The 13,319-nt window shown below is 65.6% G+C and carries 9 protein-coding genes; 7 read left to right on the top strand and 2 right to left on the bottom strand.

Translation table 11 applies throughout. The features are described 5' to 3' along the window. Positions 1-60 precede the first annotated feature (60 nt). Entirely contained in the window at positions 61-1,524 is a 1,464-nt protein-coding gene (guaB, locus tag GTP77_RS16205) for an IMP dehydrogenase (RefSeq protein ID WP_161073179.1), read from the bottom strand. 144 nt (positions 1,525-1,668) lie between these two features. Between guaB and GTP77_RS16200 the strand changes: the two genes are divergently transcribed. The 7 genes from GTP77_RS16200 to GTP77_RS16170 all read left to right on the top strand — a co-directional run bounded on the left by GTP77_RS16200 (position 1,669) and on the right by GTP77_RS16170 (position 12,533). Continuing rightward, positions 1,669-2,217: a DUF4124 domain-containing protein gene (locus tag GTP77_RS16200; RefSeq protein ID WP_161073178.1), complete on the top strand. Its 549-nt coding sequence runs from the start codon at positions 1,669-1,671 to the stop codon at positions 2,215-2,217. 58 nt (positions 2,218-2,275) lie between these two features. Then, positions 2,276-3,304 carry an HTH-type transcriptional regulator GntR gene (gene gntR, locus GTP77_RS16195; RefSeq protein WP_161073177.1) on the top strand — a complete coding sequence of 343 codons (1,029 nt, stop codon included), beginning with the start codon at positions 2,276-2,278 and terminating at the stop codon, positions 3,302-3,304. Positions 3,305-3,500: 196 nt separating this feature from the next. After that, the gene (locus GTP77_RS16190) at positions 3,501-4,013 is read left to right on the top strand and encodes a gluconokinase (protein ID WP_229202224.1); all 513 of its coding nucleotides are present in this window, start codon (positions 3,501-3,503) and stop codon (positions 4,011-4,013) included. A 22-nt stretch (positions 4,014-4,035) separates the two neighbouring features. Further along, a complete protein-coding gene (locus tag GTP77_RS16185) occupies positions 4,036-6,447 on the top strand; it encodes a TonB-dependent receptor (RefSeq protein WP_161073176.1) in 2,412 nt (803 codons plus the stop codon). 151 nt (positions 6,448-6,598) lie between these two features. Further along, positions 6,599-7,954: an MFS transporter gene (locus GTP77_RS16180; RefSeq protein ID WP_371869364.1), complete on the top strand. Its 1,356-nt coding sequence runs from the start codon at positions 6,599-6,601 to the stop codon at positions 7,952-7,954. Positions 7,955-7,980: 26 nt separating this feature from the next. Then, positions 7,981-10,338: a GH36-type glycosyl hydrolase domain-containing protein gene (locus tag GTP77_RS16175; protein ID WP_161073175.1), complete on the top strand. Its 2,358-nt coding sequence runs from the start codon at positions 7,981-7,983 to the stop codon at positions 10,336-10,338. Next, positions 10,335-12,533 (top strand): beta-glucosidase, encoded by a 2,199-nt coding sequence (locus GTP77_RS16170; RefSeq protein ID WP_161073174.1) that lies wholly within the window; start codon positions 10,335-10,337, stop codon positions 12,531-12,533. The genes GTP77_RS16175 and GTP77_RS16170 overlap by 4 nt, the downstream gene beginning before the upstream one ends. Here the strand turns inward: GTP77_RS16170 and GTP77_RS16165 are convergent. Next, entirely contained in the window at positions 12,530-13,225 is a 696-nt protein-coding gene (locus tag GTP77_RS16165) for a DUF899 family protein (RefSeq protein WP_161073173.1), read from the bottom strand. The genes GTP77_RS16170 and GTP77_RS16165 overlap by 4 nt on opposite strands. Positions 13,226-13,319: the final 94 nt, after the last annotated feature.

The raw sequence follows: 13,319 nt of genomic DNA, 5'->3' as shown, positions 1-13,319 counted from the left end.
AAACTAAGGAGTAAATATGAAAACGCCGGCGGAGCATGCCGCCGGCGTTTGAGGGAAGCTTTATTCGCCCGAACGGTAGTTCGGCGCTTCCTTGGTGATCTGTACGTCGTGCACGTGCGACTCGCGCATGCCGGCCGACGTGATCTCGACGAATTCCGCTTTCTCGCGCAGCTCGTCGATGGTGGCGCAGCCGCAGTAGCCCATGGACTGGCGCACGCCGCCGACCAGCTGGAAGATAATCGCCAGCACGCTGCCCTTGTAGGCGACGCGGCCCTCGATACCTTCAGGCACGAACTTGTCGGCCTTCATGGTGGCGTCCTGGAAGTAGCGGTCGGCCGAGCCGTCCGACATCGCGCCCAGCGACCCCATGCCGCGGTAGGACTTGTAGGAACGGCCCTGGTACAGGATCACTTCGCCCGGCGCTTCTTCGGTGCCGGCGAACATGGAGCCCATCATCACGGTCGATGCGCCCGCCGCCAGTGCCTTGGAGATGTCGCCCGAGAAGCGGATGCCGCCGTCGGCGATGCAAGGCACGCCGGTGCCGGCCAGCGCTTCAGCCACGTTGGAGATCGCGGTGATCTGCGGCACGCCCACGCCGGCCACGATACGGGTGGTGCAGATGGAGCCTGGGCCGATGCCGACCTTGACCGCGTCCGCGCCGTATTCCACCAGCGCCTTGGCGGCCGCTGCGGTGGCGATATTGCCGCCGATAACGTCCACGTGCGGGAAGCGGGTCTTGATCCACTTTACGCGGTCCAGGATGCCTTGCGAGTGGCCGTGGGCGGTGTCGACCACCAGCACGTCCACGCCGGCGGCAACCAGCAGCTCGATGCGTTCTTCATCTTTCGCGCCCACGCCCACGGCCGCGCCCACCAGCAGCTTGCCGTGCTGGTCTTTGGAGGCGTTCGGGTGTTCGGTCGATTTCTGGATGTCCTTGACGGTGATCAGGCCGCGCAGGTTGAACGCGTCGTCCACCACCAGCACGCGCTCCAGGCGGTGCTTGTTCATCAGGCGCTTGGCCTCGGCCGTTTCGGCGCCCTCTTTCACGTAGACCAGCTTGTCGCGCGGGGTCATCTTGGCGCGCACTTCGGCGTCCAGCTCCTGCTCGAAGCGCAAGTCGCGGTTGGTGATAATGCCCACCACCTGGTTGCCCTCGACCACAGGAAAACCGGAAATGCCGTACTGTTCGGTCAGCTTGATGACTTCGCGGATCTTCATGTCCGGCGGGATCGTGATCGGGTCGCGCAGCACGCCTGCTTCAAAACGCTTTACGCGCGCTACTTCGCGGGCCTGGTCTTTCGGCTTCAGATTCTTGTGGATAATGCCGATGCCGCCTTCCTGTGCCATGGCGATGGCCAGGCGGGCTTCGGTAACGGTATCCATCGCGGCCGACAGCAGCGGAATATTCAGCGAAATGTTGCGGGTCAGGCGAGTTTTGAGAGACGTATCCGCAGGCAGAATATTGGAGTACGCAGGGACGAGGAGCACGTCATCGAACGTGAGTGCTTTTTGAAGTAAACGCATAGTACGATTTCCTATAGGCGCAAAAGTCGATTATACAGTAAGTCACGCTCTACGTCTTTACCCCTGGGAAAAATGGCGGCGCGGGTTGACAGTGCTTGGAATACATGGAGAATCTGCCGCAAGAGAGAAAGGGATCTAGCCACTATGAAACAGTACCGACTGGCCTGCGCGCCGCTGATGGGATTGCTGGCCGTGCTGGCGCTGCCCGCCCTGGCCCAGGCCCAATATATGTGGCTGGACGACAAAGGCCTGAAGCAGCTGTCCGACCAGCCGCCGCCGCCGTCGGTGCCGCAGAACCGCATCTTGAAGCAGCCGCGCGGCCAGGGCGTCGGCAACGCCGCCGTGCAGGCCGCGCCGGCAGCTGCGTCCACCACGGCCGCATCGGCCGAGCCGGCGCCGGAGGGCGCCGAACCGAAAGTGAAGCGCCCGCCCACGCTGGCCGAGCGCAATGCCGAGTTCGCCAAGCGCAAGGCCGAGAGCCAGGCGGCCGAGCAAAAGGCCGCGCAGGAGGCGGCGCAGCAGGCCGAACGCAGCGCCAACTGCGAAGCCGCGCGCAGCAACCAGGCCGCGCTCAACTCCGGCAACCGCATGACCGAATACGACAAAAACGGCGAACGCATCTTCCTCACCGACGAGCAGCGCGCAGAGCGCGCCAAGCGGGCACAAAAAACTTTGGCAAATTGCTCTAAATAAATGGCCCGTCGCAGTATAAAATAATGTTATCGCTACCAAAAACCAAGAAAAATACCGGATGACCAAACCTCACAACAGCAAGAGCCGCGCCAGCGGCCGCGTCACCCTTGCAGCAGTTGCAGCACGCGCAGGCGTTGCCACCATGACCGCATCGCGCGCCCTCAGCCAGCCCGAACTCGTGTCGCCCATGTTGCGCGCGCGGGTGGAACTGGCGGTGGAGGAACTGGGTTACGTGCCCAACCGCGCCGCGCGCGCGCTGGCCTCGGCCCGCTCCAATGTCATCGTGGTGCTGGTGCCGTCGCTGTCGAACGCCGTGTTCACGGCCGTGCTGGCCGGCATCCAGGACGCGCTCGACCCCTACGGCTACCAGATCCTCATCGGCAACACGCGCTATTCGGACGCCGAGGAGGAAAAGCTGCTCAACGTCTATATGCAATCCAATCCGGACGGCATCCTGCTGTCCGGCCTGTCGCACAGCAAGGGCGTGCAGAAAATGCTGGACACCTCGCGCGTGCCGGTGGTGTCGATGATGGACCTGTCGGCCAACGTGGGCCAGCTCTCGGTCGGCTTCTCGCAGGTGCAAGCCGGCTACACCATGGCGCGCTACCTGATAGACAAAGGCTACAAGCGCATCGGCTTCATGGGCGCGCAGCTGGACGAGCGCACGATCAAGCGCGCCGAGGGCTACCGCAAGGCCATGGAAGAAGCCGGCCTGGCCGACCCCAAGCTGGAGCTCATGGTGGCGGACCCGTCGACGATTGCCCTGGGCGCCGAGCTGGTCGGTCGCATGCTGGCCGTCACGCCCGACTGCGACGCCATCTTCTGCTGCAACGACGACTTGGCGCACGGCGCCATCTACCAATGCCAGCGGCGCGGCATCAGCGTGCCGGAGCAGCTCGCCATCTGCGGCTTCAACGACCTGCCCGCCTCCGCCTGGATGAACCCATCGGTCACCACCATCGGCACGCCACGCTACCGGGTCGGCTTCGAAGCGGCCAGCCTGCTGCGCGGCGTCATCCGCGGCGAGCAGCCGCCCGCCACCCAGATCGACCTCGGCTTCACCCTCATGGCCCGCGAAAGCGCCTGAATCCCCTTTCCGCCTAGAAGCGAGCTGAGCCGCACGTCCTACATTCGGGGTCTGACCCCGGTTGTAGGACATGCGGCTCAGTCCGGCTGAAATTTTGTGCGACGCAGCATCGAATTTTCTTTACTTTTTTTTGCACGACGTTAAACTTCGGCCCACTGATAGCGCTAACAGATAGCGCTACCAAATAGGGCCTACTATGACTGAAAAAACGAAATCGACGCGCTGGGTGGTGATGGGGGTTTGCGGCTGTGGCAAGAGCTCGGTGGGCGGCCGCCTGGCCGAGAGCCTCGGTGCCAAGTTCCTGGAGGGCGATGCCTTTCACTCACCGGCGAATGTGGCCAAGATGTCGGCCGGCACGCCGCTGACCGACGCCGACCGCGCCGAATGGCTGCTGCAGCTCATGGCCGAGATCCGCAATGCGCGCGAGACCGGCGCCAGCCTGGTGCTGTCGTGCTCGGCATTGAAACGCCGCTACCGCGACCTGCTGCGCGAAGGCGATCCGGAACTGCGCTTCGCCCACCTGGCCGGCGACCGCGAGCTGATCGCCAACCGCATGCTGGCCCGCATCAACCACTACATGCCGCTGTCGCTGCTGGACAGCCAGCTCAACGTGCTCGAGCCGCTGCAAGCGGACGAGGCCGGCATCACGCTGGATATCCGCAAGGAACCTGCCCAGCTCATCACCGACATTCTCAACAGCAATCCATAACTACATCCAACAAGGAGACAACATGCATATTTCACGCCACAAAATCCTGACCACTTCCCTGCTGGCTATGGCCGCCCACGTTTCCGGCGCCTACGCTGCCGACGACGCGCCCGCCGCGTCCAAGGCCGTTGCCGACAGCGGCAACGTGGCTGAAGTGATCGTCACCGCGACCAAGCGCTCCACCTCCCTGCTGAAAACCCCGCTGGCCGTCACCGCCCTGAGCGGCGCCGCGCTGGACGACGCGCACGTGAAGAACCTGGAGGACATGACCCACCTGTCCCCGAGCTTCCAGGCCACCAGCCAGGGCGACCACGCCGTGCTGCTGCTGACCATGCGCGGCATCGGCAACGATGGCGCCAAGACCGAGCAGGCCGATCCGGAAGTGTCCGTCTACGTGGACGGCGTCTACTCGCCGCGCGCCGAAGGCGCCACCGCCCTGCTCTACGATATGGACCGCGTGGAAGTGATGCGCGGCCCTCAGGGCACGCTGTGGGGCCGCAACTCCACCGCCGGCGCCGTGAACATGGTGTCCGCCAAGCCGAAGTTCGGCTTGACCGAGGGCAGCGCCGAGATCACGCTGGGTAATTACAACCGCACCGGCACGCGCTTCATGTACAACCTTCCGGTATCGGATACCTTCGCGCTGCGCGTGGCTTACGCCGGCGAGTCGCACAACGGCTATGTGGATTACCAGCAGCCGCCGAACACGCCTGGCCTGGACAAGAACGCCTTCGTCACCAGCGGCGACAAGTACAACGCCCAGGATCAGAAGGCGCTGCGCCTGTCCGCCGCCTGGCAGCCGACCAGCAACCTGCGCACCGACCTGTCCTTCGAAACCTTCCGCGACGACGGCACGCCGTCCATGAACCTGAACCAGGAACCGCGTCCGGGCGAGAAGCTGTGGTCTGCGCTGATCCAGATCGCGCCATACCTGCACCGCAAAGTGGATACCATCCGCACCCGCACCGACTGGAGCGTGAACCAGGACATCGACCTGGCCTTCATCGCCGGCGCCCAGCGCACCGACGGCGCCATGCAGTTCGACGCGCGCGGCGGCTACACCGTCCCGACCAGCAATACCACCGGCGGCGTGCTGCGCAATACGCGCATCAACTGGGAGCATTACACCAACGCCAGCGCTGAGCTGAACCTGAAGTCCTCCGGCAAGAAGACCGTGGACTGGCTGGTGGGCGCCTACGTGTTCCACGAGAAGGCCGGCATCCGCCTGGACCAGCCGGCATGGTCCGGCACCCAGGTCGGCTACGGCTGCGCCACTTGCGGCTGGCCTGCGCTGACGCAGAACAGCTTCGTCCAGCCTAACCAGGACGTCAAGTCGCACGCCTTCTTTACGCAGGATACCTGGAACGTGTCGGACGTCCTGCGCATCACGGGCGGCCTGCGCAAGACCTTCGACGAGAAGCACAACCGAGGCGGCGTGAACTTCTACTGCCCCACCACGCAGCCCGGCACCACCAAGGCCTGCCTGCCGATCACGCCGCAGGACGATCCGCGCACGGTGGGCTTCGTGCCCAACCCGTCGGTCATCGGCCCGGACGGCAAGCCTGCGCTGAACAACGAAGGCCAGCAGAAGTGGAGCAAGCCGACCTGGCTGCTGAAGGCGGACTATGACGTGACCAAGGACATCATGGCCTACGCCAGCGTAAGCACCGGCTACAAGTCCGGCGTGCTGACCGACGGCGGCGTGCACACCGAGCCTGAAACGCTGACCAGCTACGAGCTGGGCGCCAAGGGCAAGCTGATGGGCGGCAAAGTCACCTGGGCCACCTCGATCTACTTCGCCGACTTCAAGGGCTACCAGATCTCGGTGCCGACCACCTTCCCCAACGGCGCCAGCTTCCTGCTGACCGCCAATGCGAAAGGCGCAACGGCCAAGGGCATCGAGGGCGAGCTGACGGCGCGCGTCACGCCGGTCGATACGCTGAACGTGGCCATGTCGGTGCAGCGCACCGAGATGGATACGCTGCTGACGGCGGACCCTAACAACTCCAGCTACAATACCCTGCCCGGCCCGAACGGCAGCAAGGTGCGCGACCTGAAGGGCAACGAGCTGCCGCACGCTCCGCACTTCTCGCTGAACGTGGGCTACCAGCACCACTTCAACCTGGATAGCGGCGCCCGCATCTCGCCGCGCATCAACACGCACTACGAGACCGCGAGCTGGCTGGATGTGTTCAACGACGGCGCGCCGGACCGCCAGCAGGCTTACACCCGCAGCGACTTCACCGTGCGCTACAAGCCGGCGGGCGACAAGCACTGGCAGGTTGAGGCCTTCGTGCAGAATCTGGAGAACAAGAACGTCAAGACCACCGTCAACATCGTCAACCTGCCGCCGGCAGCGAGCGACCGTCCGGTGTGGCAAGCGATGTACCTGGCGCCGCGCACCTTCGGCGCACGCCTGACCGCCGACTTCTGATCGGCTCCGGCACGGCGGGTTACGGCTCCGCCTAACCCGCCCTACGAACAGCAATTGTCACTATTGGATCGTAGGGCGGGTTAGCAGAGCGTAACCCGCCAAGCTCCGCCTATGGATTAAACTGCCCGTCCCCCATCACCGAAAGCACTCCGTGGCTGCAGTACTCAACACTCCCTTGTCGTGGCGCGAGAAGTTCAGCTACGGCATTGCCGATATGGGTTTCAATTTCTATTGGACCAATATCGCCACCTTCCTGCTGTTCTTCTACACCGACGTATTCGGCATTTCGGCCGCCGCAGCGGCGTCCATGCTGTTCATGATCAAGATCGTCAACGCCTTCACCGATCCGCTGATCGGCGCGCTGGCCGACCGCACCACCACCCGCTACGGCAAGTTCCGCCCCTACCTGGTGTGGATGGCCGTGCCGCTGGCCGCCGCCGCCGTACTGACCTACACCACGCCTGACCTGGACCACGACGGCAAAACCGCCTGGGCCTACGGCACCTATCTGCTGATGATGGTGTGCTACACCGCCATCAACATCCCCTACAACGCGCTGTCCGGCGTGATGTCCGGCGATCCGCAGGAGCGCTCCACCATCAACGGCCTGCGCTTCATCTTCGCCTTCGCCGGCAGCACGCTGGTGACGGCCGCCACGCCCTTCATGGTGCGCCTGCTGGGCGGCAGCGACGACAAGCAGGGATGGCAGCTCACCATGCTGGCCTGGGGCATCGCCGCGACGGCGCTGTTCGTGCTTACCTTCGCCAACACGCGCGAACGCATCGCGCCCGCCGCCGCGCAAAAGAGCAACGTGGCGCAGGACATCAAGGACCTGAGCCGCAACCGCCCCTGGCTGGTGCTGTTCTTCCTGGCCCTGGTCATCATGATGACGATCACGCTGCGTACGTCCACCGCCGCCTACTATTTCAAGTACTTCGTCGGCCGCCCCGAGCTGATGGCCAGCTTCGTCCCGGCCTATATGCTGGCCGCTGCGGCGGGCGCCTCGCTCACGCCGCTGATGACGCGCTTTATCGACAAGAAGAAGCTGCTCATCATCCTCATGAGCTGCACCACCGTGCTGTCCAGCGCCTTTTTCTTCGTCGGCAAGGACCAGGTCTGGCTGATGTTCGCGCTGCAGATCGCGCTGGGCTTCGTGCTCGGCCCCAAGTCGCCGCTGGCCTTCTCGATGTACGCCGACACCGCCGACTACAACGAATGGCGCACCGGCCGCCGCGCCACCGCCATGACCTTCGCCGCCGCCACCTTCTCGCAGAAGCTGGGCACCGCGCTGGCCGTGGCGGTCATCGGCTCGCTGTTCACGGCGCTGGGCTATGTGCCGAACGCCGCGCAGTCCACCGGCTCGCAGGCGGGCATCGTCTGGCTGATGTCGCTGATTCCCGCCTTCTTCGCCGTGCTGGCCGTGGCCGTGATGTTCTTCTACAACCTTGATCAACAAAAGCTGGAGCAGATCCAGTCTGAACTGGCCGCCCGCAAGGCGGAAGTTTAAGCTTACAGATATACCGGAGATACCCAATGCTACGCCCAACCCACGATGGCGACCGCTATGAACTGACCAGCCCGACGGCCATGCCGAAAGCAGGCGGCTTCCTGTGGAACCAGAAAATGATGATACAAGTGACCTGCCGGGGCTACGCCACCGCGCAGTTCATGCAGCCGGAGCCCGCGAAGTACGCCTATGCGCCCAACCTGGAGGCCAAGACCTTCATGCAGCCGGAGCAGAACTACTACGCCCACCATCCGGGCCGCTTCGTGTACATCAAGGACGAGGAAAGCGGCGAGCTGTTTTCCGCGCCCTACGAGCCGGTCCGCGCGCCGGTGGACAGCTTCCGCTTCTCGGTCGGCAAGAGCGATATCGAATGGGCGGTGGAGCACCTGGGCATACGCGTGGAGCTGACCCTGAGCCTGCCAACGCAGGACGTGGTGGAGCTGTGGTCGGTCAAGGTGGTGAACCTGTCCGGCCGTCCGCGCAAGATCAGCGTCTACCCCTACTTCCCCATCGGCTATATGTCGTGGATGAACCAGTCCGCCGAATACCGCCTGGACCTGGGTGGCGTAGTGGCCAGCTGCATCACGCCGTATCAAAAGGTTGCGGACTACTTCAAGAACAAATTCTTCAAGGACCGCACCTACTTCCTGTGCGAGACGCCGCCGGATTCCTGGGAGACCATGCAGCAGGCTTTCGAGGGCGAAGGCGGCCTGCATGCGCCGTCCGGCATCCAGCGCGCAGAACTGGAACGCAGCGACGCACGCTATGAAACGCCCACGGCCGCCGTGCAGTACCGCTTGGCGCTGGACGCAGGCGCCGAGCGCGAACTGCGCTTCATCTTCGGCCCGGCCTTCGACGACGCGGAAATCCGCGCCATGCGCGGCAAGTACCTGAGCCAGTCCGGCTTTGCCGATGCCAAACGCGACTACGCCTGGTATATCGAGCAAGGCCGTGGCGTGCTGCAGATAGAAACGCCGGACGCGGAACTGGACAACTTCGTCAACAACTGGCTGGCGCGCCAGGTCTACTACCACGGCGACGTGAATCGCCTGACCACCGACCCGCAGACCCGCAACTACCTGCAGGACAATATGGGCATGAGCTTCATCAAGCCCCAGGTGGCGCGCGCGGCCTTCATGCACGCGCTGTCGCAGCAGGAAGCCAACGGCGCCATGCCGGACGGGATCCTGCTGGTGGAAGGCGCTGAGCTGAAGTATATCAACCAGGTGCCGCACACCGACCATTGCGTGTGGCTGCCGGTGTGCCTGAAAACCTATCTGGACGAAACCGGCGACTACGCCATGCTGCGCACACTGGTGCGCGGCGCGGAGGACGGCGTGGAGCAGACGGTGTTCGAGCGCATCAGCCGCGCCATGGACTGGCTGCTGGAAGCGCGCGACGAGCGCGGCCTGAGCTTCATCGCCCAGGGCGACTGGTGCGACCCGATGAATATGGTGGGCTACAAGGGCAAGGGCGTGTCCGGCTGGCTCACCGTGGCCACCGCCTACGCGCTGAACCTGTGGGCGGACATGTGCGCCCAGCTGGGCCGCGAAGACCGCGCAGCGCACTACCGCGAAGGCGCGGCCGAGGTGAACGCCGCCGCCAACACCCACTTCTGGGACGGCGACTGGTTCTCGCGCGGCATCACGGACGACGGCGTCACCTTTGGCACCAAGAAGGACAAGGAAGGCCGCATCTGGCTCAATCCGCAGGCCTGGTCCATCCTGGGCGGCGCGGCCAGCCCGGAGCAGCGCGGGAAAATGCTGGCGCAGGTGGATGAGCAGCTCAGCACCCCGTATGGCGTGGCCATGTTTGCGCCGCCGTTCAGCGCCATGCGCGAGGACGTGGGCCGCGTCACGCAGAAGCATCCCGGCTCGGCGGAAAACGGCGCCGTGTACAACCACGCGTCCGTGTTTTACATCTACAGCCTGTACACGGTGGGCGAGTCCGACCGCGCCTACAAGCTGTTGCGCCAGATGATACCCGGCCCGACCGAGGCGGACTACCTGCAGCGCGGCCAGCTGCCGGTGCTCATCCCCAACTACTATCGCGGCGCCTGGCACCAGTATCCCAAGCAGGCGGGCCGCTCCAGCCAGCTGTTCAACACCGGCACAGTGTCGTGGGCCTACCGCTGCTTTATCGAGGGCCTGTGCGGCCTGCAGGGCGACGCCGAAGGCCTGCGCATCAATCCGCAGCTGCCCAAGGGCTGGAACAGCATGAAGGTGACGCGCCTGTTCCGTGGCGCCAAGTTCGTGCTCGACATCCGCCGCACCGACGTGAAGGAAGTGATGGTCACGCATGCCGGCCAGTTCCTGCCGTCCGCGCATATCAAGGACATCGCGCCGGGCGCCACCTACAACCTCAACGTGTTCGTGCCGGCATGACGCTCCGGGCGGCAAGCGCAGGCGCCGGCCTGCTGGCGCTGTTGTCGACGCTTGCGCTGGCCTGCCCCGCGCAGGCCGCGCCCGGCTCGGACGAGCGCGCCGCCCGCCTGGTGGAGGGCATGACGCTGGAGGAAAAAATCCAGACCGTGTTCGGCTACTTCGCCACCGATTTCAAACCTAAGAACCATATTGCCCCTAAAGAAGCGCGGCGCGACTCGGCCGGCTACGTTCCAGGCGTGGCCCGGGTCGGCCTGCCGCCGCAATGGCAGGCCGATGCGGGCGTGGGCGTGGCCACGCAAAGCAGTTCCAAACAGCCGTACGAGCGCACCGCCCTGCCCTCCGGCCTGGCCACCGCCGCCACCTGGAACCCCGCGCTGGCCTACGCGGCCGGCGCCATGATAGGCAAGGAAGCCCGCCAGTCCGGCTACAACGTCATGCTGGCCGGCGGCGTGAACCTGATGCGCGACCCGCGCAACGGCCGCAATTTCGAATACGCGGGCGAGGACCCTCTGCTGGCCGGCGTGATGGCCGGCGAGCAGATACGCGGCATCCAGTCCAACCACATCATCGCCACCGTCAAGCATTTTGCCTACAACGGGCAGGAGACCAAGCGCTTCACCGTCAGCTCGGAGCTGGGCGACGCGGCCGCCCGCATGTCGGACCTGCTGGCCTTCCAGATCGCCATCGAACGCGGCGATCCGGGTTCCGTCATGTGCGCCTACAACCGCGTGAACGGCGTGTATTCCTGCGAAAACCCCTACCTGCTCAACGAAGTGCTCAAGCGGGACTGGGGCTACAAGGGCTATGTGATGTCGGACTGGGGCGCGGTGCATTCGACCATCCCTTCCGCCAACGCGGGCCTGGACCAGCAGTCCGGCTGGCCTTTCGACCATTCGGCCTACTTCAGCGACGCCTTGCGCGAAGCCGTGACCAACGGCCATGTGCCGCAGCAACGGCTGGACGACATGGTGCGCCGCATCGTGCGCGCCATGTTCGAGCATGGCGTGATGGACCATCCGGTGGCAATCGAACCGGAAGCCAGCATCGACTTCAGCGCGCACGCCGCCGTCACGCAGGCGGGCAGCGAGGAGGCCATGGTGCTGCTCAAGAACAGCGGCGCGCTGCTGCCGCTGGGCGCGGGCACGCGCTCCATCGCCATCATCGGCGGCCATGCGGACAAGGGCGTGCTGTCCGGCGGCGGCTCGTCGCAGGTCCACGCGCACGGCGGCATGGCGGTGCCCAACGAAGGCCCGGCCGAGTTCCCCGGCCCCATGGTCTACCATCCCTCGTCGCCCATGCAGGCGCTGGCCGCGCGCAGCAAGGCCCGCCTGGCCTACCTGGACGGCAAGGATATCGCGGCAGCCGCCACGCTGGCCGCAGCGAGCGACATCGCCATTGTCTTCGCCACGCAGTGGACCGCCGAGAGCGTGGACGCGGCCTCGCTCTCGCTGCCGGCCGGACGGGACGAACTGATCGCCGCCGTGGCGCGCGCCAATCCGCGCACCGTGGTGGTGCTGGAAACCGGCGGCCCCGTCGCCATGCCCTGGCTGGCGGACGTGGGCGCGGTGCTGCAGGCCTGGTATCCCGGCACGCGCGGCGGCGTGGCCATCGCCCGCGTGCTGAGCGGCGAAGTGAATCCTTCCGGCCACCTGCCCGCCACCTTCCCCGCCTCCGAATCCCAGCTGCCGCGTCCCGCCATCGAGGCGGACCAGCCGCGCGCGGACTACAACATCGAAGGCGCGGCGGTCGGCTACAAGTGGCACGACCTCACCGGCCGCAAGCCGCTGTTCGCCTTCGGCCACGGCCTCTCCTACACCAGCTTCGCCTACAGCGGCCTGACGGCGCAATTCAAGGACGGCGTGCTGTCGGTCACGTTCAGCTTGAAGAACACCGGCGCGCGCGCCGGCAAGGCGGTGCCGCAGATCTACGTCGCGCCGCTGGCGGGCGGCTGGGAAGCGCCGCAGCGCCTGGGCGCCTGGGACAAGGTGGCGCTGCAGCCGGGCGCCGGCGCGACGACCACGGTGACTGTCGATCCGCGCCTGCTGGGCGTGTACGACAGCGCCAGCAAGACCTGGCGCGTGGCCGAGGGCGGCTACCTGGTCACGCTGGCCAGCGCCGCCGACGCACCGGCCGCCGCGATGCAGCTGCATTTGCCTGCATTCACGGTCGATGTGCGTGGCCAGCTGCGCCGTTAATCGTAGGCCAACGCGGGATACCAGCCGCTGCCCCGCCCGGCCGGCGTGAGGTCGAGAATATTCCACAGCGGCGTGGGGTCGGGCGCGCCGCGCGCGTCCTGGCCCGGGTCTTCGGTGCCGCCCATCTCGGCGCCCCAGAAATGGCGGACCTTCGCGCCGTCCTTCACCCATACGTCCAGCGCGGGCCATTCGCTGCCGTCCGGCGCCAAACCGCGATAGTCGCGCGCAAAATCATCGCCGGCGGTGGCGTAGAACGTCAGGTTGCGCCAGCCCCGCTCGCGCGCGAAGGCCAGCTGGCGCTCCACCGGCGAGCGGCCCAGCACCGCAAACGCCACGCGCTGCGAGATGTCGCGCACGGGAATGTCCAGCGCGCCGAGAAAGGCGGTGCACATGGGGCATGGGCGCTCGCGCTGCGGGCCGTACATCCAGAAGTAGGTGACCAGTGTGTCGTGCCGGCCGAACAGCGCGGCCAGCGGCACGGTGGCGCCGTCTTCATTCTTGAAAAGATAATCGGGCGCTTCGCCGCCCGCCGGCAAGGCGCGCCGCTGCGCCGCCACACGCTCGATGTGGCGGCGCAGCTCAATCTCCTCGGCCAGCAGCGCCGTGCGGGCGGCGCGGTACTCGGCGCTGTCGTTCGGATAGGGCTTGCTTGCGGCTGAGGCAAGTTCGGCGGCGGGTTTGAGCTGATCCATGGCAGTCTCCCGGGTTCTGAATCGGCCACCCTAGCCTGGTCCGCACCCGCTTTCGGTGCGCGACTTCACATATAGGTTATGATTCCTCAACTAA

Origin of the sequence: Pseudoduganella aquatica, from assembly GCF_009857595.1 — a bacterium.
GTDB lineage: Bacteria > Pseudomonadota > Gammaproteobacteria > Burkholderiales > Burkholderiaceae_D > Rugamonas > Rugamonas aquatica_A.
Note: the sequence above shows the minus strand (reverse complement) of the source record. Positions and strands in the feature narration are given on the sequence as shown.